We start from the raw sequence: 20,194 nt of genomic DNA, 5'->3' as shown, positions 1-20,194 counted from the left end.
TCCAGCCTGACCCATTCAGGATGTTTCCATCAGGCCCTGTCAGCTTCCAAGCCAGACCAACACCAGCCCGGCCGCCCCGAGCAGGAGGCTGAGACGATCGCGCAGCACGAACAGCACGGGGTCGTCGTTCAACTCATCGCGGTGCGCCAACAACCAGATACGGGCGGTCAGGTACATCACGATCGGGCAAAGCAGCCATAGCCAGCGCGGCTCGGTGTAAAGCGCCGAAACAGCCTCGCTGTTCAGGTACAGCGCGAGAATCAACACCGAGGTCTGCGCGCTGGCGACCCCGAAGTGCATGAGCGCGGCCAGATCCCCGACACGATAACCGCGCCCGGGTGCGGACAATGCCTGCTGCCCACTCAGCCGGGCAATTTCCGTATACCGCTTTGCCAGCGCGAGACTGGTGAACAGGAACATCGAGAACGCCAGCAGCCAGAACGACAGCTCGATTCCGGTCGCCACGCCACCGGCGATGATGCGCAGGGTATAGAGCGCGGCAAGCGTGATGATGTCGACCAGCGCGAGCCGTTTCAGGGCGAGCGAGTACGCCACGGTCAGGAGGTAGTAGATCAGCAGTACCAACAGGAACCCGGCCGGCAGCAACAGCCAGGCGCCTACGAAGGCCAGCACCAGCAGAGCGAACAGGTAGAACACGGCATGCTGAATCGACAGCAGGCCGGCCGCGATCGGACGAAGCCGTTTCGTGGCATGCAGGCGGTCTTCGCGCAGATCCAGCAGGTCATTGAGTAAATAGACGCTTGCCGTACAGAGTCCGAACACCACAAACGCCGTGGCCGCCGTGGCGAGCGTGCCGTGCGCGAGCAGCTGGTGTGCCGTGATCACCGGCACAAACACCAGCAGGTTCTTGACCCACTGATGCAGACGGATCGCGGTCGGAAACGCTCGCAGACCGTTGCGCTTTTCGGTTGTGAAAGTCCGGATCGGTCGCGAGAAGCCGTGCAGCGCACCGCGGGCCGCAAGGCTCGGGTTCACGGCGACGATTTCGCGGGCGGCCTCCCATATCGGCACGTCGGCGGATGTGTTGCCGGCGTAGGAGAATCCGCCGGGACACTGTGCGCGAATCGCTTCCAGCTTGCGTGATCCCGACAGGTTGACATCCGGACCGCTCGCGAGCACGGCGTCGAACAGGCCCAGGTGTTCCGCGACGCGATTTGCGTGCGTGGCATTTGCAGCCGTTGCCAGAACGAGTTCCCGGCCGCGCGCCTTTTCGTTACGCAGGTATTCGAGAAATTCCTGCTGATAGGGAAGCGTCGTGTAGTCGATCTCGACGCGGGCGGCGATCTCGTGTTTGAGCGCGGCCTTGCCCCCGTACAGCCACGCCGGCAACGCGAACAGCGAAGACGGGCTCGACTTCAGCAGGGAAAACAGCGCCTCGTACAGAAGGTCCGTCTGCACCAGGGTCCCGTCCATGTCGACGCACAGCGGTTCAACACCGGGCCGCGTTTCGTCAGTCGTGGAGGTCATGGACTTGCCGGGTGACTCGGATCGATGCCCTGGCTGCTTGCGCCATGCGCGATTGTCCAACACGCGGCACAAAGAAAAAACCCGGCGCGGCGGCCGGGTCGTTTCTGGCCGGAGCGAGACCAGCCAATTCAGGCAGGCCCCAGCGGGCCACGCGCAACGGCCGTCACCTGTCGCCGTCGGGCACTGCGAGCAGGTCGCAGAAGTCGCCCGGGCGCAGCTTCGTGGACGGATTGTCGTCGCAGGTTCCACGATAGGTGCCCGCCCCGCCGTTGATCGCCGGTCCGACCGGTGCGCCGCCGTTCACACAGCTGCCGATCATGTAGCCGGACTGGGCCTGGATCGATGTGATCGCATGCGGCACCTGCGCGGCATTCTCGACCGTCCAGCAGACCGGCACGTCGGACGGCGGCACAAGGTAAGCCCCGCCGGAGTTGAACTCCAGCAAAAGGTTGAGCGATGCACGGGCGTCGCTGATCAGCTTGACGCCGCCGGAGCCCGTCGCCAGCGCAGTGACGCCGAGCGCCATGACGAAGAAGCCGGAACGCTCGCCGGTCGGGCGCTTCAGCAGGCGAAACGCAACCACGGCAAGCAGCATCGCCAGGGCCACAAGGACGTAACCCCCGGAGGCAGGCACGGCGAACGAGGTCGGCTCATAGATGATCAGGGCGGCGCCACCGTTGCCGCCGTTGGCCGGCCCCGCGAACACCGGCAGGACGGCGCAGAACGTAACGGCCGCGGCACACAGTCGTGCGGATGATTTCAGGATGTTCATGGCGCTGGGTCCCCCTTGTTTAGGAAGCTCTGATTAATCCATCCTAGATTAACAGAGCGACGAAAACGAAAAAGCGCGGTTTTTCGTTTTCATACATTTTCAATGGCTTGCGCACATTGAAAATGGTGGCACGTCCCTGTGCCACGGGAAACTCTGAATTGATCAGAGTTTCCTTTATATCGAGCGAGCGGCAAGGCTACCGCATTCGTGTTTACGGGTCACCTGAGGTGGCGCCGTACGCCATGCCCTGGCCGGCGGTTGAAACGACCAATGCTCCGGGGCCTGTCGGATCAGCGCTGCGCGCTCTGGTCGAACACCTGTACGGCCTTCTTCCAGCGCCAGCGTTGCAGTTGCGCGTCCTGCTTGTGACCGCCTTCGAGCACGAGTTGCAGCGTACCTTCCATGCGGAAACGCTGGGTTTCGGAATCCAGTCGCATGGCCTCCTGCCCGTCGCGGTCGAAAAACAGGATGGCCGGACTGTACGAGAGCCCCAGCGCCTCATACCACTGCGCCGGACTCATCAAGCCGCCGTCCGGTGTGCGGATGCGACTGACTGTGTCGGTCGCATCCAGCTGAATGCTGTCGAACTCCGTCATCAGGCGCCGTACCGACCGGTCTGACAGAACGCGCTCGTGCAAGCGCTGGCAGGCCTCGCAGCCCGGAGACTCGAAAACCACCACGAGCGGACGCTCCGCCGCGAAGGCCGTGCGATCGAGCATGTGCGGTGGGCGCTCGAACAGCTCGTCGTCGCGGATGATCGGTGTCGGCGCGGGAAGCGGGGTGGCTTCAACACGCGCCAGATACTGGCGCAAAGGTTCGCGGTCGTAGTGTCCGCCCTCCAGATAGTCGAGCACCTCGCGGAAGCGTTCCGCCGGATAGTAGCCGACGATCTTGAGCATGCGACGCCCTTGTGCGCCGTAGAAGATCAGCGTGGGCGTGAACGCGGCCTCGTTTGCCGTTGCGTAGTCCCGCACGGAAGACCGGTTGCCCTCGGGGTCGATCATCGGACTGTCGTCCATGATCTCCAGACCAACGACATCGAATGCCGACTGCACACGCCTGCGGACGTCCGGAATTTCGAGCACCTTGTCGATGAACGCCTTGCAGTAGCTGCAGCGACGCGTGCTCAGAAAAACCAGCAGCCCCGTCTTGCCGCGCTCGGTCGCCGTGGCGAGGTCCTCGCGCAGATCCAGGAAACTCGGCTCGAACCACAGCGGAAAATGCACATCGGTGAAAACGTCCTCGGCGAAATTTTCATCGCCGGCAGGAAGCGCACCCGGCGCCTGGACGGACTGGATGCGAACCGACAGCAGCGTCGCCAGTTCTGCGTCCTGACCGCGCCTGGCCCAGTCTTCGGCGGTGTTGCCCTGGTAATCACGAAAGTCGACCCGTGCCCCGGCCTTCAGGAGCAGGCGCACGACGTCGCGACGGCCCGCGCCGGCCGCCTGCATCAGCGGCGTGACGCCGCCGGAGTTGCGGATGTCGACGTCGGCACGGGCCGCCAGCAGCTGCCGCGCAATCCCGATGGTTACGCCCACGGCGTGGTGCAGCGGCGCACGACCGAGAAAGTCGTTGATGTCAGGCGAGGCACCGGCGTCCAGAAGCATCCGCACGGCCTGCTCGTTCCCGGTTTCGACCGCGAAACTCAGCGCCGTGCGACCGGCGTTGTCGCGGGGGTTGGGGTTCTCGCCGGCGGCGACAACCGAACGAAGCGTGGCCAGGTCGCCCGTTCGGACGGCGTCATGCAGGGGCGACCCATCGGTGGACCCGAAGGCGACCGGGGCGATCGACAGCCCCAGGACCAGCAACAGTGTTCGAGTGCCGATCCGGCCGGAAGCGAGAATGCTCGTGGTATTCATCGTTGGACTCCGCGTGATTCAAGGTTCATGCACGAAGTCTTTGCCATAGCGCCGAAAGAGTCTTAACGGAAACAGTTCCAAAACATCTTCTTATTTTGTAGACGCAACCATTTCAGAGGGTTGCAGCCCGGCGTATGGCCCAGCCTGCAATCGACCGCGGAGCGGCTCGGGGCAGGGTCAACCGGTCGATGCAGGCCGCGACGTCTGTTTGTTTGGCGATGTCACGATGCAAGCCAAACGACCACGTTGACAGGGCCTGGGGCGCGGGATTAAATCTGGCGAGCTCGGTCAGATCGTTCGCGCTGCATGCATCAGAACCGCCACCTGTTGCCCCATCTCCTGCTGGCGTTCACCGCCTGGCTGGTGGCCAACCCGTCGCCTGCGGCCAACCTCTACCTGAGCCTGGGCTCAGGCGGCGACAGTTACTATTCGCGCGGGCTCGACTTCGATTCGCCCATGGGTGACCTGCCGTTGATTTTCAGGGCGGGTGTGTTTCAGGGGGTGAGCGGTGGCGATGTGAGTATGCAGTCGCTCAGCGCTGGGCTCGACTGGCAGATCAACGATGTCGTTTCGGTCGGGGCGACGGCCAGTCGCATTGACGACGACGTCTTCAGAATGGACGGACTGGAGGCGTCGGCATCGTTGAGCCTGAACCCGCTTTGGGGTTCAAAGCTCACGACGGCATTGAATCTTGATTACGGCGAGATGGACTACGCGCCGGATACCACTCGCAACCTTCCGGCCAGCCTGCTCGCCCGCCTGCCCCGGCAGAGTCACTATGCGATCGGTCTGACACAGAATCTCAGCGAGAGCGTCTATGTCTACGCCTCGTACACGGACTACGACTACACCAATGACCCGGCCGCGCTCGCCCAGGCCGTGGCGACGGCCTTTCTGAGCAGGCGCCGGTTGCCACCGAATCCGGCATACACGGTTGCCGCGTTTCCCAAGGACACGCTCTCGACCGCCGTGGGCTGGCAGGCAGACCCGCGATTCGCCCTCAGTGCGTCGTATTCCGAATCGAAAACGGCGATCGGCCAGGACCTGCGCAGCGCTGCGCTTGGAATGACCTACTACGCCGACACGTTCCACGTGGGGATCACGCTCACCAACAGCCGCAGCTCCAGCATCAAGACCCCCGGCGGCCTTACGCTCTCGCCAGACAGCGACGACAACTACCTGGACCTTTCGGTCGGTTGGTATCTATGAGCTTGCGACAACCCGCGACAATCGCTGCCGACTCAATGAGCATGCCGCGAACCGACGAACCAACCTCACATCTACCTGGGCTCAAGCCATGAAACATTCCATCGGTCTTTCCTGCCTTGCGGCCGCGCTGCTTGCGACCACCTCGGCAAGCTTCGCCAATCCGCGGGATATTCCGCCGGAGGATCGACAGCAGGATCTGGGCGGCGACATTACCTACGTTCCGGAAATGTCCTATCCAGATTCGAACGAGACCGACCCCTGGGTGATCGATAATCGTACCGGGGAGGCCGCGAACTGTAATACCCAGCCGCAAAAGTGCCGTGAGCTGCTGGAGCGCAAGGACCGGGATGCGGGCAGCTCGTCAGCGTCTAGCAGCAGCAGCGGCAGCGCATCGGGCGGCGGAAGCTCTTCAAGCAGCGGCGGCGGGTCGAGCAGTAGTGGCAGCGCATCCAGCGGCGGTGAATCCAGCGGCGGCAGCGCCCCCAGCAGTGGCGGAGGTGGCGGTGGAGATGACAGCAGCGAGAGTTCCATGTCGACCGACGGTACGCAGGGCCCAAAACTGCGCCGCATGAAGCGCGCCCTGGATTCCGACCCCGCCACGGCGACGCTCAACAATCCACCGGGCACCGGTGGCCAGCCTTCCGGCATGACGGCGCCAGACGTCAATACGCAGAACCCTGCACAACCCACGATGCCATCGGCCGGCACCGCGCCGAAGGTCAAGGTGCCGAACACAGGCCGCCCCATTCAACGCCAGCCGCAGCTGCGTCAGCGCGTTCCGTAACCGGGCAGGACCGCGCCGGGTTCAGGAATGTCACCGCCAGCGCCAGCAATGCCGGAAGTACTCGATGCCTGGGAACGGACGACGTTCCCAGGCGTTCTGTGTAATGCCATCCGGCGCATGAACGCGGATCTGCTGCCGCTGCAGGACGGCCTGCGCGCATCGAGCATGGTGGCGGACGAGCCCATCGAACCGATGTTCATCGCGGCGCATGCCGATGGCGGGCACATTCACGCCCGCGTGGGTGTTTCGTATTTCGGCATCACCGGCGGGTGCAGCTGCGCGGACGACCCGACCCCCACACCCCTGCAGGCGGAGTACTGTGAGCTGGTCGTTACCATCGACCGGACCGACGCCAGCGCACGGGTACGACTGGCCGGGGACTGACAGACAGGCGTCAGGCGTTGGGGCATCAGGAAATCCGCGCCCGTCTCGTATACTCATTGCTGCCACGCCCGCCAGCGACCAGGAACCCCGTTCCGACCACCAGGAGCCCAGACCGTGAAGATGCCTGCCACCTTTTCGCGCCCCGCCCTTGCGGCAACCGCCAGCGCGCTTGCGTTCGCCTGCGTTTCGAGCGCGGCCGCGGAGCCACGCGAGTTTCCGGTCGACAAGATCAGCGAACACGTCTACGTGATCCATGGACCGACCGAATTCCCGAACAAGGCGAATGCGGGTTTTATGAACAATCCCGTGATTGTCGAGACCGCCGACTCGCTGGTCGTCATCGATCCGGGTTCGGGGCAACCCTCCGGCGAGATCGTGCTGCGTGCGGCGTCCAGTATCAGCAAGAAACCGATCAGCCACGTCTTCAACTCGCATGTGCATGGCGATCACTGGCTGGGCAACGACACCATCCGGAAGGCCTACCCGAACGTCGAGGTCCACGCGCACCCGAAGATGATCGAAGAGGTGAAGGCGGGTGCCGACACCCAATGGCTCGGGCTGATGTCGCGCATGACCGAGGGCGCAACCGACGGCACGCAGGCGATGATTCCGACCCATGCACTCAGCGATCAGCAGACGCTCATGATCGGCGGGCTGAGCTTCCGGGCACACCTGACCGAGCATGCCCACACGCGCACGGACGCCATGATCGAGATCGTCGAGGACCGCGTGATCGTGCTCGGCGACAACGGTTTCAATCAACGCTTCGGCCGCATGGACGATGGCAGCTTTCGCGGCACGCTGAAGAACTGCGCGAACATGCTCGGGCGGGACTTCGCCGCATATGTCCCGGGTCACGGGCCTTCCGGTCCGGCGGAATCGGCACTGGCGCCCTACTGCCATTTCATCGAGCGCGTGTACAGCGCGGCCGGCAAGGCAGTCGAAACGGGCAGGGCGGACTTCGAGATCAAGCCGGAACTGCACGCCGAGCTCACGGGATTCCACTCGTGGCCCGGCTACGAGGAGGAATTCGGGCGCAGCATTTCGCTCGCGATCCTTGAGGCGGAACGCGCCAGTTTCGAATAGCAGGCAGCGATGGCGAGACGGAGAAGTCCCGCCCGAAAATCCGGACCGCAGACGGTGAACTGATTGCAGGTTGGAAACGGCCCAGCGTGGGCCGCTATCACGATCGGTCAGGACTCGACCGCAAGTTCGATCGGGTGCGGCCGTTCGATGGCGTAGCCCTGCGCATAGTCCACGCCGATACGCTCGAGTTCGGCGAGAATCGCCGGGGATTCAACCCATTCCGCTACGGTCTGGATGCCCAGCACCCGCGCGATCTGCACGACGGACTCCACGATTGCGCGGTCGAGCGGATCACTCAGGACATCGCGCACGAAACTGCCGTCGATCTTCAGGTAGTCGATCGGCAACTGCTTCAGGTAGGTGTAGGAGGACAGCCCGCTACCGAAATCGTCCAGGGCAAACCGGCATCCCAGGGCCTTGATCTGGCGCATGACCCGGGCCGCGGTCGCAAGGTTGTGGATCGCCGCCGTTTCGGTCACCTCGAAACAGATGCTGGACGGCACGATCTTGTGGCGCTCCAGCTCGCCACGCACCAGCCCCACCAGATCCGCCTCGTTCAGCGATGCACCGCAGAGATTGATTGCGTACACCGTAAAGACGTCGGACGGCGTTGCGGCAATCGTGCGAAAAGCCGTGCGAATGACCCAGCGGTCGATCTCCGGCATGAGGCCGAAACGCTCGGCGGCCGGAATAAAGGCATCCGGACCAATCGCACCGTCGTCCGCCGCATCGAGACGCAGCAGCAGCTCACAGTGCCGTTCGCCATTGCCGATCGGCTCGATGCGCTGGCAGTGCAATGCAAACCGGTCGTGGCTCAGCGCATCGCGCAGCTGTGGTACCCAGCGCATCTCGTCGCGCCGGCGCGCGAGTTCGGAATCGCCAGGCCGGTACAGGTGCACGCGGTTGCGACCGCGTTCCTTCGCGGTGTAACACGCGATGTCCGCGTCGCTCAGCACCGCACCGATTTCCGGGCCGTAACCATCGAGCGGCACCACGCCGACACTGGCGCCGACCGCAAACGATCGCCCCTGCCAGATGAATCGATGGCCACGGATCGTCGAGCGCAGGCGGTCGCCAAGCCGCAGGGCCGCGTCGACGTCGCAGTTCAGCGCCAGCAGCGCGAATTCGTCGCCACCCAGCCGCCCAAGCGTGTCGCCCTCGTTGACGACGGTCCGCAACTCATCGGCAAGCTGGGCGAGCAACGCATCTCCGGCGGCATGTCCACAGGTGTCGTTGACGACCTTGAACTGGTCGAGGTCCAGATACAGCAGCGAATGCCGACGATCGACGACGGTGTTTTCGCCCAGTGCCGCGCGCAACCGGCGCTCGAATTCGCTGCGGTTGACCAGACCGGTCAACGCATCATGGGTCGCCTGCCATTCCAGTTCGGACTGCAGGCGCATCTGCGCGGTGACATCTGAAACGATCAGCATCACGCCGGTGATCCCGCCATCGCGATCCCGCAGCGGCGCGATGGACTCCTGGATGTCCGTGCCGACGCCGTCGCGATTCACCAGCGTGCGAAACGCCGGCGTGCGCGGACCGGAGATGCCCGCTAGCACCTCGTTGATGAACCCGTCGCCCTTGATGGAACCGTCGCGGCCGGTGACGCGGTAGACCTCCGACAGCGCCGTCCCGCGTGCCTCGTCCAGACTGTAGCCCGTCAGCGACTCGGCGACCGGATTCATGAACTCGATCGTGCCATGCCCATCGGTCGTGATGATCGCGTCGCTGATCGACGCCAGCGTGATCTGTGCGCTTTCCTTCTCGGCACGCAGCGCCTCGGTGTCGCGTGCGCGTTGAATCGCGAGGCCCGCGATCGCCGCGCTGGACTGAAACGCGAGTTCATCGCGCGCGTGCGGCTCGATTGCATCGCGAAACGACAGCGCAAAGGTGCCCAGCACCGTGCCGTCGTCGTCGAAGATCGGCATCGACCAGCAGGCACATATCCCGAACGCCAGCGCATCGTCGCGCAGCGCGCCCCACAGCGGATCGTCGCCTTCGCTCGAGACCAGCACGGCTTCGGCCCGCGCGGCGGCGGTGCTGCAAGGGGTGTGACCGTCCGCCACGGGCAGGCCGATCAGCCTGCCGGCAAACTCCGGCGGCAGCGACGGGCCCGCGAGCAGATTCAGGACGCCTTCGCGGTGTTCGAAACGCATCACCGACGCAACCGCGCCATTGATCTGTTGCTCGATATCACGACACAGCTCGTCGAGCACGCGCACCAGATCATCGCCGGCGGCGATGCGCCCGAGCACGCGCATCTGCGCGAGCACGCGGCGCTCCTCGCGCCAGCGTTCGAGTTCCGACGCAATGCGCCGCGCGAACAGTTCCAGCAGCGGGCGCATCCATGGCCGCTCCCCGATCGGCGCATCGCTTGCGACGACGACGATGCCCACCGGTTCGCCACGCGCAGACAACAGCGCCGTACCCATGTAGCCGCGCACGGCCAGTTGGGCAGCCAGCCAGTCAGCCGGATAACGATCGACGACCCGGTCTTCGACGACGATCGTGCCCAGCACGAACGCCTCTGCGCAGGGCGTGCCCTCGAGTTCGTACTCGACCGGTTGTGCGAACCCGGACCCGGTCCAGATGGCACGCGCGCGCATGCGTTTTCGAGACGGATCGGCGTAGCTCGCGATCATCGAGTAGCGGGTCGAAAACGCCTCGGCCAGCGTTCTTGCACAGCTTTCGATGTAGGCCTTTTCATCGTCGGCGTTGATGCCCGCCAGTGCGCGAATCGCGGTTTCCACGCGCTTGCGCTCGGTGATGTCGCGCACCAGACCGACGAACCGGCGGCCGCTGCCGGTGCTGATTTCGGTAACGGTCAGATCGACTTCGATCGGTGTGCCGTCGCGGCGCACGGCCGGTAGTTCACGCAACGGCCGACCGATGATGTGCGCAATGCCCGTTTCGCGATAGCGCGCGAGATAGCCATCGTGATTCGCAGCCTCGCGCTCGCGCATCAGTCGTGAAATGTTTGTGCCAACCAGTTCGGCAGGCGCGTAGCCGAACACCCGCTCGGTCGCCGGGTTCGCCGATTCAACCGTGCCGAATTCATCGATCACGATCAGGCAGTCGTGCACGGTCTTCAGCACGGCGCTGATGGTGCGCTCGCTGCGCAGCAACTCCGAAACATCCTGCAGGTAGAGATTTGCACTGCGCCGGTCGCCGCTTTGCTGCAAGGTGAGCAACCAGTCGCGGCCGGCGGCATGATACTGGTGGGTCGCCTGTGCCGATGGCGCACCGGCCGCCTGATCAAACAACGCGGGAAGGTTCCCGGGCAGCAGCGCCGAAGGCGCGTCTGCATAGTTCTTCGTCGCCGGGTTCGCGTGCAGGATGGTGCCGCCCGCGCCAACCCGCAGAACGGGATTGGGGCTGAGCCGCGGATAGTCCGCCAGCTCGCGGTTTTCCACGTAGCTGCGGCGCAGACTGATTGCGCCCCAGACCAGCAACAGCCCCGCCACCAGCGCGAAGGCAAGCAGGAACCGACGCAGCTGGACCGCCTCGGCATGCTGACGCAGATCGGCCTTCTGAACGGCCGCGGCGATTTCAACCAGGTTGCGCTCGGGCTCGAGATCGAAGATGGCCGCGACCAGGCGATCGCGCTCGGAGCCGGTCTCGAGCAGCTTGCCGACATGCAGCCGAACGTCTCGGGCCGCCTTTTCGAGCTGTGGTGAGAGCGCCGAAAAATTGAACGCGACCAGCTCCGCGTACAGTGCCTGCGCGCGATCCCGCGCTTCTGCGTCAGAGGCACTCAACTGCGACAACACGGCGGCGTACAGTTCATCCAGAACGGCGTCCACCCGCCGGATGTCGTCGCCCGACTCGTCACGCGCATGCTCAAAGGCCCGGGCAACCGTCGGCAGAAATATCAGGGAATTGAGGTGGACGGCGTTCGCGCTCAGGAAGTCCTCGACCATGCGCACGAGCGCTGCGTTGTCGGCAGCGAGCCGTGCAATGAACTCTTTGGCAGCGCCGCGAAGCATCAGATCCGATTGCGCGGCCAACTCCGTGCGCAGGTCCTGTGTATCGGACTCGATTTCAGCGAGTGTATGCAGCAAGGAGTCATAGTTGCGCAGCAGGCCGTCGCGCGCACGCAGCACATCCTGCCGGAGCGTCGCGTAGTAGGCTCGCACGTGTTCGACCTGGGCGCGCAGATCGATCTGCACATCATCCGCACCGGCCGTTCGTGCGTAGTCTGCGGACCACAGCGCGGCAACGACGCACAACACTCGTGGCAGCCGGCAGTGCAACACGCCTGCGGCCTTCATCGACGGCTCACCATCGCACCGTCGAACTCGCCCGTCAGGGTTTGCAGAAATGCATGGATGTCGTCGACATCCTCGAGCTCGAGCGCGCGGCCCAGTTGGTGTTCCGCCATTTCGTCAATGACATCCTTCAGCCGTGCGATCGAACCGTCGTGCAGATACGGGGCGGTCTCGGCGACGTTGCGCAGCGACGGCACACGGTAGACGAATCGGTCCTCCTCTCGCCCGGTCACCATGAATCGGCCAAGGTCGGCGCCGCTCGGCGCGGCAGACCGCTGCGCCGGCCCCGGCGTGAAGATTCCAAACCGGGCGAACACGTTGCCGCCGATCATCTGCCCCTGGTGACAGGCAATGCAGCCGAAACGCTTGAACTTCTCGTAGCCGCGCAGTTCGCGGGCGTCGAGCGCGGCATCTTCGCCGCGCAGCCAGCGGTCAAACCGCGCGTTGGGCGTAATCAGCGAACGTTCGTAGTTCACGAGCGCATCGAGCAGGGTGGTCGGCGTCAGGCCCTGGCCCGGATAGGCCTGAGCAAAGCCCTGCCGATAGCCAAGGTCTTCGGAAATCCGCGCCACGGCCGCCTGCGGGGTGCTCGCCATGTGGCGCGGATTCGCGATCACTGACGCCGCCTGTTCGGCGAGCGAGGAAAACGCCCCGCGCCAGGTGAAGCGGTACAGAAAACCCACGTTGAAGATCGTCGGCGTATTGATCTGGTCCGGCGCACCGGAGTTGGTCGCAGAGCGTTCGCGCCCGTCCGCCCCGGCACGATCCAGGCGGTGGCAGCCCGCACAGCTCATCTGTCCGCTGGCCGACAGGCGGGAATCGCCAAACAGGCGCTCGCCCAGGGCGACCCTCGCTGCATCGAGTTGCACACTCGTCGGCAGCGGTTCGATCGGCTCGTTGCGCGGGGTCTGCGCAGGCGCGGCCGGAACCGCCAGCAGCATGGCGAGACCGGCCGCGATCCGCGCCCGCCGGCGGACCAGACTCATGTCCGCAGCTCCGGCCAGCGGCCCAGGCGCACCCACGGTCCCTCGCGGCCATGGATCAGGCGCCGCCAGAGCGTCCGGGGGCTGGAGTCGAACACGACTTCGGCCGTGGCGGAACCCGCAAGCCAGCGACCATCGGCGAGTTCGCGGGCGAGTTGCCCGGCGCCCCAGCCGGCATAACCGAAAAAATACCGCAGCGCCGGGCGCGCCGGCGCAGCGACGAGCCGGTCGAGCAGTTCGGCATCCTCGCTTGCGTAGACATCGTCGACGACATGCATCGCGCCACCCGCCGTGCCGGCATCGGCGCGAAACAGATACATCAAATCGCCGCCGAATACCGGGCCGCCGAGGTACAGCGGCTCGTCCACGGCAGCGAGCACCGGATCGTCGGGAAAGAACTTTTTCAGCGGCACCGGCGACGGCCGGTTCAGCACGAGCCCGAGCGTGCCCCAGTCATTGTGGCGCACGATCACCACGACACTACGGCGAAAATTGGGATCGTCGGCCGAATCTGCCGCAATCAGCAGCAACCCGGGCGCAACCTCCGGTGCAGCGGCATGCGCGCCGGCGACGGAAAATCCCAGCGCACACGCAACGCCCAGCCAGCGGGCCACACGCGCTGAGTGGCGGGCTGCGTGCAGGCTTCGCATGCGCGCCGGCCCCCGTCAGCGCGGAATCTGGAAACGCTTTGGCGGCGAGCGCGATTCGATGATCGCGCCGTCGAGCCTCAGCAGGCGACGCACCTGCACATAGGCCGGGCCGGGCGGCTCGTTGAGCCGGATCCGCGCCGACAGCGGACGCCACTCGGCGCCCTCGAAATCCGCCGAACGGCCGATACGCACCTCGTCCGCCGGCCCGTTGAACTCGAGCATCAGCCAGGCGCCTTCCGCCGCAGGTTGCACGATCGCATTGACGACCTGCAATCCGGCGTCGGCGGCGCGCGCCGGCAGCGTTGGGCGCGGCTGCTCGGGTCCCGGACACTGCGGGCCGAAGCCGCCCTGGACCATGACCAGCCGAACGCGGCGATCGAATCCGGCCGGCGCGAAGCGTTGCACGATGCCGCGATACCCGGACAGCGAAACGGTGATGTCCACCGGCGCACGCGGCAGGTCGTCAAACACCGCAAGGGCGTCGTCGCCGGTGATCCGGGCACCGAACTGCCGAACATCACCGGCGGTACCGGCACAGACCGCCGCGCCCGGGAGCGCGGCACCGGCCCGGTCGAGGACCTCCACTTCGAACCTCGCGGCGGCCGGGGCACCGGCGTACAGCACGCCGGACGCAAGCACGGTTACGGCCGTCCAGTCGCGGACAATCAGGCGAAAATCCGTCATCAGCACCGCCAGTCCCAAGGTTGCTCGCAGATGAGCAACTTTAGCAGGCGGGCGCGCGGCGATTCTGCGCAGGCGCCCGCGATTCCGGGCAAGGGCACACGGCGGTCCCGGGCAAGTCACCCGCGCCGGCAAAATTGCTGTGGCGCTCACGGGTCGATTACCGGTAACGTGCGCGGTTGATTTGTGAATCCGGCAATCGTCATCCCGGGCGGCACGCGGCCTTCGCGTCCGCACGACAGGTCCAGATCCTAAGTGTAGTGCGACGCTCTTGGAGGTACTTTCAGTGAGTCACAGTGCGCCCAAATGCAAGGCGCGCCTGCGCAGGAATGGCCGTTCCCTTTCAAGCAGGCGCAACGCCGCAGATGGGCGCACCGTGGCTCACCCGAAGGGAGCCCCCCAAAAGCGCCAGCTCCGCGTTGCGGCGCTTGCCAAGGGAGGAGCCATTGATCTGACACTTTTGGGGGGCTCTGAATGTGCCTCCAAGAGCGTCGCACTGCACTAGCGCACCATGCCCCGACATCGAGTCAAGATCGCCCTGTCCGGGCTAGCGCAGCTTGGCGCCGCGGCCCTGCTGGCGCTCGGGGCGTCGGTGCACGCAGTCGATCTGGCGACGGCGCAGGATCCGGATTCCGGCCTGACGACCACGACGGTTCGCGACACGAGCCTGACGCTCAGCGTCGCCGAAACGACGCCGGCTGCGGTCGCCGAGCTGCTGGCCCGGTTCGGCCTGCCGACGGGCGCGACCAGCGCGTTTGCGACCAGCTGTGTCGTCGCGGTGAGCGCGGAGAACACACGGCCGTACGGCAGCGAGCCGGTGCTGCTGGACCTGCGCCGCTGGCGGGTGATCGCCGGTGAGTCGCGACCACGTCCGGTTGCAAAGCCGGGCGACTGGCTGGATCGCTGGCAGGCGCTGAAGCTCACGCGTGCCGCGCGCACGGGCCTGCGCTGGGCGCTGATGCCGCCGTTTGCGCTGCTGGCCAGCGGCGATCGTGTCGGCGGGCTGGTGGCGCTGGATGCCGAGCCGGGCAGCCGCGTGGACCTGCGCGTGGAATGGCGGTACGGTCAGGAATCTCAATCGGTGTCCGTGGGCGATTTACAGTGCGCCGCCGGGACCGCGGAGGAACAATGAAGATACATCCGACGGCGATCGTCGATGCAGACGCCGAGATCGACCCCACGGCCGAGATCGGTGCGTTCACCGTCGTCGAGGCCGGCGTGCGCATCGGCCCCGACTGCATCATCGAAAGCCATTGCCGAATCTACCGTGGCACGCACATGGGCGCGCGCAACCGGGTCTCGTTCAGTGTCGCGCTCGGCGGACCGCCGCAGGACCTCACCCACAACGCGCACGCCGACACCTTTCTGGAGATCGGTGACGACAACGTGTTTCGCGAGTTCTGCAGCGTGCACCGCGCCACCGAGAAGGACGACGGTGTCACGCGCATCGGCTCGAAAAGTTTCTTCATGGGCGATACCCACGTCGGCCACGACTGCAAGGTCGGCAACAACGTCGTGCTCAGTCATGGCGCGTCGCTGTCGGGGCACTGCCGGATCGACGATCAGGCGCGGCTCGGCGGTTACTGCGGGCTGCACCAGCATGTGCGGGTCGGCCAGTACGCAATGATCGGTGGCATGGCCGCCGTCGTTCAGGATGTACCGCCATTCGCCTTGGCCGTTGGCAATCCCGCGCGGTACCTGGGTCTGAACCAGGTCGGATTGCGGCGCGCGGAATTCAGCCGCGAACGGCGTTCAGCGATCCGCGCTGCCTACAAGCTGCTGTATGGAACGGGACGCCCGCGCGCCGAGGTGCTCGCCGAACTGCTGGCCAGCGCGGACACCGACCATCAATCGATTGCGGAGTTCTTCCAGTCCAGCCGGCGCGGCGTGATGGCGGCCGGTCGCCGCGGCAACGACAGCGACGAGTCCTGATCGAACAGGGGTTTGCTTCGGCCAGCGGTCGGTCAGGGGCTCGCCGACGCCGGTTTGTTCTGCTGTTTTTGCTTTTTCTTCGCCCGCCAGCGCTGGTGCGTCCATAGCCAGCCGGCCGGATCGCGACGAATCTGCGCCTCCACGGCGCGCGCATAAGCTTCAGTCAGCGGCCATTCGCCTGCGGACGGTGCGGGCTCCAGTGCCTGCGCCCAGGCGCGATAGCGACCGCGGGATATCCGCTGGATGTTCAGAAAGCACACCGGCCAGCCGAAGGCGCGCGCCAGCCGCTCGGGACCGATGTGAAACTCGCTCTCGCGACCGAGCCATTGAAACACGGCATGTTCGCCGGTGCGTCGCGGCCGCTGATCGGCGAGCATGCCGATGATTTTCGGCACGTTGCGCTCGCGCACCAGCGCGCGTGACGCCGACTGAATCGGCAGGCTGCGCTGGCCAAAGCGCTCGCGCAGCCGCCGCACCATATGGTTTCCCAGCTCGACGTGCAGGGTTTTGACCAGCGCGACCACCGGTACACCGAACTCAGCGGCGGCGCGCAACGCGCCCCATTCCCAGTTGTACTGATGCGCACCGAGCAGGATCACGCTGCGTCCGGCGCGCAGATGCGCCTCGATCTCCGGGCTTGGGACGAGTTCGACGCGCTCACGCAGCTCGGCCTCGCTCATGTGCACGCACGCGAGCACCTCGGCGATCGCTTCGCCCATGCGGCGATAGGTTTCGCGTTCGATCTGCCGGCGGTTGGCTTCGTCGAATTCCGGCAGGGCGCGCTCCAGGTTCTCACGCACCACACGGCGGCGATAACGCAAGACGTCGGCGGCCAGCAGGACGATGAAGCGGGCCAGCGCGTAACGCACGCCGTCGGGCAACCGTCCGAGCGTGAGCAGGGCTCGTGCGAGCCAGACCGCACCCGGCCCGGGTTCGTGATCGGAATCGTTCTTGGGGGGCGCGGACACGCGCGATCTCTGCCGCGGGATTGGGCAGGTATTGGAACACGACGGCACCAGCCGGGGCCGCCACGAACGAAAACGGGGTGCACGGTCAGACCGTACACCCCGCTGCATCGACCGCGCCGTGCGACCCGGGGCCGCACGGTCTGGACGAGATCGAACTTAGACGCCAGCGGCGGTCTTGACCGCGGTGGTGTCGCAGTTACGCGCCTTGTCGAACTCCTTGATCATCGCGTCGAAACGGGCCTTCTGCTCGGCACGCTTCGTCTCGACCGCAGCGCGGCGCTCGGCGATCTGCGCGTCCAGCGCGGCGCGCTGGGCTTCGATCTGCGCCTCGAGTTCCTTCACGCGCGCATCCATCTCGGCCTGCAGGGCGTCGAAGTCCACGCCCGGAACCTTCATCTCCGGAATGGCCGGAAACTCGGGCATCGCCGGAATTTCAGGCATCGTGAACTCGGGCATCGCCGGGATCTCGGCCATCTTCGGCATGGTGAACTCGGGCATCGCCGGGAACTCGCCGAACTTCGGCGCGGTGAACTCAGGCATCACCGGACGCGCGAACTGGGGAGCAACGAACTGCGGCGCCTGGAACTGTGCGACCGGGGCGGTCGGCTGGGCCTGACCCTCGACCGGTGCGACCGGAACGACCGGCGCGTAGTACGGGGCATAGCCGTAGTACGGGGCGTCGTAGCCATAGCCGTTGCCATAGCCACGGCCGTACAGGCGCGAGTTGCCGCGCGCACGGGCGCTCATCGAGAAGTTGAAGTCTCCGGAACCGGCGCCATCACCGAGGCCGAAACCGTCGAACATGTTGTTGCCGAACCAGGCGTTCGCCGAAGCGGTCGCACCCGTCAGGGTCGCGGCAGCAATGGCAAGGGCGATCTTCTTCATTGGTGTGTACTCCCGAAAATGGTCAGGGTTAGGGGTCGAGCCCCGGCCTGCTCGACCGGGTGCTTCATTCAATGGCGATCAGTTTATAAGCAAATGCTTATTTAATACAAATAGAAAATTTTTATATGTTATTGCTTGGCTATATTGGAAGATAACCAATTACTAATAGTCTATCAGGCCAGCATTACCGATAAAATCGATGTCCCGACCGCCCTGCCCGCTCCCGGCCATGAATTTCCAGCGCGTTTTCGATGTGATCGTCGTCGGCGGTGGCCATGCCGGCACCGAGGCCGCACTGGCCGCCGCGCGTTCCGGCGCGGACACCCTGCTGGTCACCCACAACCTCGAAACGCTGGGCCAGATGAGCTGCAATCCGGCGATCGGCGGCATCGGCAAGGGCCACCTGGTCAAGGAGATCGACGCACTCGGCGGCGCCATGGCACGGGCCGCGGATCGTGCGGGCATCCAGTTCCGCATCCTCAACGCGACCAAGGGACCGGCGGTGCGCGCGACCCGCGCCCAGGCCGACCGCCAGCTCTATCGCGGGGCGATCCGGGCCATGCTCGACGCACAGCCCGGCCTCATGCTGTTCCAGTCCGCGATCGACGATCTGATCGTCGCCGGCCAGCGCGTCGAAGGCGTGGTGACCGCCACCGGTCTGCGACTGCGCGCGCGTGCGGTCGTGCTGACCGTCGGAACATTCCTGGCCGGGCGCATGCACATCGGACTGGACCAGCAGCCGGGCGGCCGGGCCGGTGACCCGCCGGCGACCCGGCTTGCCGAACGTCTGCGCGAGCTGCCGCTCGGCGCCGGACGCCTGAAGACCGGCACACCACCGCGCATCGACGCGCGCAGCGTCGATTTCTCCGTCATGCAGGTCCAGCCCGGCGACGAGCCGACGCCGGTGTTTTCGTTTCTCGGCAGCCGCGAAAAGCACCCGCGCCAGGTGCCCTGCCACATCACGCGCACCAATGCGCGCACGCACGAGATCATCCGCGCGGGCCTGGACCGCTCGCCGCTGTACACCGGACGCATCGAGGGCGTCGGCCCGCGCTACTGCCCGTCGATCGAAGACAAGGTGCACCGGTTCTCGGATCGGGACTCGCACCAGATCTTCGTCGAACCCGAGGGACTGAACGCCACCGAGCTGTATCCCAACGGGATCTCCACGAGCCTCGCGTTTGAAACCCAGGTCGAACTCGTGCGCTCGATTCGCGGCTTCGAGAACGCACATATCACCCGGCCCGGATATGCGATCGAATACGACTTCTTCGATCCGCGCGGGCTTCGCGCATCGTTGCAGACCAAGGCATTCGACGGGCTTTATTTCGCCGGCCAGATCAACGGCACGACCGGCTACGAGGAGGCCGCCGCGCTGGGCCTCGTCGCCGGACTGAACGCGGCACGCGGAGCACTCGGCAAGGAACCGTGGACACCACGTCGTGACGAAGCCTACATCGGCGTGCTCGTCGACGACCTGATCACCCAGGGCACGCTCGAACCGTACCGCATGTTCACCTCACGCGCGGAGTACCGCCTGAGCCTGCGCGAGGACAACGCCGATCTCAGGCTCACCGCAAGCGGACGTGAACTTGGCCTGGTGGACGATGCGCGCTGGGCGACGTTTGCGCGCAAGCGTGAATCCATCGAACGGGAACGCGAGCGCCTGCAACAGCTGTGGCTGCTGCCACACCGGCATGGCGACGCAGTGAACGCACGGCTTGGCGAACCGCTCGCCCACGAGGTGCGTGCGCTGGAGATGCTGCGCCGTCCGGGCGTGGGCTATTCCGCGCTCATGACGATGGAAGGCATAGGTCCGGGACTGGACGACCCCGACGCAATTGCGCAGATCGAGATCGAGGCGCGCTATGCGGGTTACATCGAACGCCAGCGCGAGGAGATTGCCGCGCACGAACGCAACGAGACGCTGCGACTGCCGACGGATTTCAACTACGCGAATGTCAGCGGGCTTTCCGTGGAGATTCGCGAACGGCTCGGCGCGCTGAAGCCCGAAACCATCGGCCAGGCCAGCCGCGTGCCCGGTGTCACGCCCGCGGCGATTGCGCTGCTACTCGTACACCTGAAACGCGCGCGCGCGGCCTAACGCGAGACAGGGACGTCCCGCCCGAAAATCGAACGCACAAGTGTTTGATTTTCGTGGGCAACCGAAAGCCGCGCGGTTCGGTTGCGACCTTGAAAAGGCCGTGCATGGGCCTATTTCAACAACCTGCCAGGGCCTTTC

At 65.5% G+C, this 20,194-nt stretch carries 16 protein-coding genes; 7 read left to right on the top strand and 9 right to left on the bottom strand.

All coding sequences use genetic code 11. The features are described 5' to 3' along the window. Nucleotides 1–39: 39 nt before the first annotated feature. From KDG50_09115 to KDG50_09105, 3 genes are all read right to left on the bottom strand, one after another. Complete coding sequence (locus tag KDG50_09115) at nucleotides 40–1,488, bottom strand: UbiA family prenyltransferase (GenBank protein ID MCB1865580.1); 1,449 nt, start codon at nucleotides 1,486–1,488, stop codon at nucleotides 40–42. Between the two features lie 163 nt (nucleotides 1,489–1,651). Further along, complete coding sequence (locus tag KDG50_09110; GenBank protein MCB1865579.1) at nucleotides 1,652–2,260, bottom strand: midcut-by-XrtH protein; 609 nt, start codon at nucleotides 2,258–2,260, stop codon at nucleotides 1,652–1,654. 290 nt (nucleotides 2,261–2,550) lie between these two features. Continuing rightward, entirely contained in the window at nucleotides 2,551–4,119 is a 1,569-nt protein-coding gene (locus KDG50_09105) for a thioredoxin fold domain-containing protein (protein MCB1865578.1), read from the bottom strand. Between the two features lie 327 nt (nucleotides 4,120–4,446). Between KDG50_09105 and KDG50_09100 the strand changes: the two genes are divergently transcribed. The 4 genes from KDG50_09100 (at nucleotide 4,447) to KDG50_09085 (ending at nucleotide 7,582) form a co-directional block, all read left to right on the top strand. Next, nucleotides 4,447–5,328 (top strand): hypothetical protein, encoded by an 882-nt coding sequence (locus tag KDG50_09100; GenBank protein MCB1865577.1) that lies wholly within the window; start codon nucleotides 4,447–4,449, stop codon nucleotides 5,326–5,328. 88 nt (nucleotides 5,329–5,416) lie between these two features. Then, on the top strand, nucleotides 5,417–6,112 hold the full coding sequence (locus KDG50_09095) for a hypothetical protein (protein MCB1865576.1): 696 nt from the start codon (nucleotides 5,417–5,419) through the stop codon (nucleotides 6,110–6,112). Nucleotides 6,113–6,160: 48 nt separating this feature from the next. Continuing rightward, nucleotides 6,161–6,496: a hypothetical protein gene (locus KDG50_09090; GenBank protein ID MCB1865575.1), complete on the top strand. Its 336-nt coding sequence runs from the start codon at nucleotides 6,161–6,163 to the stop codon at nucleotides 6,494–6,496. A 114-nt stretch (nucleotides 6,497–6,610) separates the two neighbouring features. Next, on the top strand, nucleotides 6,611–7,582 hold the full coding sequence (locus KDG50_09085) for an MBL fold metallo-hydrolase (protein MCB1865574.1): 972 nt from the start codon (nucleotides 6,611–6,613) through the stop codon (nucleotides 7,580–7,582). A 107-nt stretch (nucleotides 7,583–7,689) separates the two neighbouring features. Here the strand turns inward: KDG50_09085 and KDG50_09080 are convergent, their stop codons facing one another. Genes KDG50_09080 through KDG50_09065 form a run of 4 tightly spaced genes read right to left on the bottom strand, consistent with a single transcriptional unit; the run spans nucleotide 7,690 to nucleotide 14,188 of the window. Continuing rightward, a complete protein-coding gene (locus KDG50_09080; protein MCB1865573.1) occupies nucleotides 7,690–11,856 on the bottom strand; it encodes an EAL domain-containing protein in 4,167 nt (1,388 codons plus the stop codon). Next, the gene (locus KDG50_09075) at nucleotides 11,853–12,839 is read right to left on the bottom strand and encodes a cytochrome-c peroxidase (GenBank protein MCB1865572.1); all 987 of its coding nucleotides are present in this window, start codon (nucleotides 12,837–12,839) and stop codon (nucleotides 11,853–11,855) included. The genes KDG50_09080 and KDG50_09075 overlap by 4 nt, the downstream gene beginning before the upstream one ends. Further along, complete coding sequence (locus KDG50_09070) at nucleotides 12,836–13,486, bottom strand: YqgE/AlgH family protein (protein MCB1865571.1); 651 nt, start codon at nucleotides 13,484–13,486, stop codon at nucleotides 12,836–12,838. The genes KDG50_09075 and KDG50_09070 overlap by 4 nt, the downstream gene beginning before the upstream one ends. 15 nt (nucleotides 13,487–13,501) lie before the next feature. Continuing rightward, nucleotides 13,502–14,188 (bottom strand): carboxypeptidase regulatory-like domain-containing protein, encoded by a 687-nt coding sequence (locus tag KDG50_09065; protein ID MCB1865570.1) that lies wholly within the window; start codon nucleotides 14,186–14,188, stop codon nucleotides 13,502–13,504. A gap of 490 nt (nucleotides 14,189–14,678) precedes the next feature. Between KDG50_09065 and KDG50_09060 the strand changes: the two genes are divergently transcribed. Together KDG50_09060 and lpxA are read left to right on the top strand one after the other, a co-directional pair. Beyond that, nucleotides 14,679–15,299 carry a hypothetical protein gene (locus KDG50_09060; GenBank protein MCB1865569.1) on the top strand — a complete coding sequence of 207 codons (621 nt, stop codon included), beginning with the start codon at nucleotides 14,679–14,681 and terminating at the stop codon, nucleotides 15,297–15,299. After that, on the top strand, nucleotides 15,296–16,099 hold the full coding sequence (gene lpxA, locus KDG50_09055) for an acyl-ACP--UDP-N-acetylglucosamine O-acyltransferase (protein ID MCB1865568.1): 804 nt from the start codon (nucleotides 15,296–15,298) through the stop codon (nucleotides 16,097–16,099). The genes KDG50_09060 and lpxA overlap by 4 nt, the downstream gene beginning before the upstream one ends. A gap of 32 nt (nucleotides 16,100–16,131) precedes the next feature. Here lpxA and KDG50_09050 read toward each other — a convergent pair whose 3' ends face one another. Together KDG50_09050 and KDG50_09045 are read right to left on the bottom strand one after the other, a co-directional pair. Further along, complete coding sequence (locus KDG50_09050; GenBank protein ID MCB1865567.1) at nucleotides 16,132–17,067, bottom strand: lysophospholipid acyltransferase family protein; 936 nt, start codon at nucleotides 17,065–17,067, stop codon at nucleotides 16,132–16,134. A 156-nt stretch (nucleotides 17,068–17,223) separates the two neighbouring features. Next, nucleotides 17,224–17,952: a hypothetical protein gene (locus KDG50_09045; GenBank protein ID MCB1865566.1), complete on the bottom strand. Its 729-nt coding sequence runs from the start codon at nucleotides 17,950–17,952 to the stop codon at nucleotides 17,224–17,226. A 229-nt stretch (nucleotides 17,953–18,181) separates the two neighbouring features. On the opposite strand from KDG50_09045, the gene mnmG reads away from it, so the two are divergent. Further along, on the top strand, nucleotides 18,182–20,056 hold the full coding sequence (mnmG, locus tag KDG50_09040) for a tRNA uridine-5-carboxymethylaminomethyl(34) synthesis enzyme MnmG (GenBank protein ID MCB1865565.1): 1,875 nt from the start codon (nucleotides 18,182–18,184) through the stop codon (nucleotides 20,054–20,056). Nucleotides 20,057–20,194 lie beyond the last annotated feature (138 nt).

The sequence above is a fragment of the Chromatiales bacterium genome (assembly GCA_020445605.1).
Taxonomy (GTDB): Bacteria; Pseudomonadota; Gammaproteobacteria; order JAGRGH01; family JAGRGH01; genus JAGRGH01.
This window is presented reverse-complemented; position numbering and strand designations above follow the sequence as displayed.

Bases quoted from the DNA above. Each gene is read 5' to 3' on its own strand.
- KDG50_09115 (MCB1865580.1), bottom strand. From the start codon at position 1,488: ATGACCTCCACGACTGACGAAACGCGGCCCGGTGTTGAACCGCTGTGC.
- KDG50_09110 (MCB1865579.1), bottom strand. From the start codon at position 2,260: ATGAACATCCTGAAATCATCCGCACGACTGTGTGCCGCGGCCGTTACG.
- KDG50_09105 (MCB1865578.1), bottom strand. From the start codon at position 4,119: ATGAATACCACGAGCATTCTCGCTTCCGGCCGGATCGGCACTCGAACA.
- KDG50_09095 (MCB1865576.1), top strand. From the start codon at position 5,417: ATGAAACATTCCATCGGTCTTTCCTGCCTTGCGGCCGCGCTGCTTGCG.
- KDG50_09090 (MCB1865575.1), top strand. From the start codon at position 6,161: ATGCCGGAAGTACTCGATGCCTGGGAACGGACGACGTTCCCAGGCGTT.
- KDG50_09080 (MCB1865573.1), bottom strand. From the start codon at position 11,856: ATGAAGGCCGCAGGCGTGTTGCACTGCCGGCTGCCACGAGTGTTGTGC.
- KDG50_09075 (MCB1865572.1), bottom strand. From the start codon at position 12,839: ATGAGTCTGGTCCGCCGGCGGGCGCGGATCGCGGCCGGTCTCGCCATG.
- KDG50_09070 (MCB1865571.1), bottom strand. From the start codon at position 13,486: ATGCGAAGCCTGCACGCAGCCCGCCACTCAGCGCGTGTGGCCCGCTGG.
- KDG50_09060 (MCB1865569.1), top strand. From the start codon at position 14,679: ATGCCCCGACATCGAGTCAAGATCGCCCTGTCCGGGCTAGCGCAGCTT.
- lpxA (MCB1865568.1), top strand. From the start codon at position 15,296: ATGAAGATACATCCGACGGCGATCGTCGATGCAGACGCCGAGATCGAC.
- KDG50_09045 (MCB1865566.1), bottom strand. From the start codon at position 17,952: ATGAAGAAGATCGCCCTTGCCATTGCTGCCGCGACCCTGACGGGTGCG.
- mnmG (MCB1865565.1), top strand. From the start codon at position 18,182: ATGAATTTCCAGCGCGTTTTCGATGTGATCGTCGTCGGCGGTGGCCAT.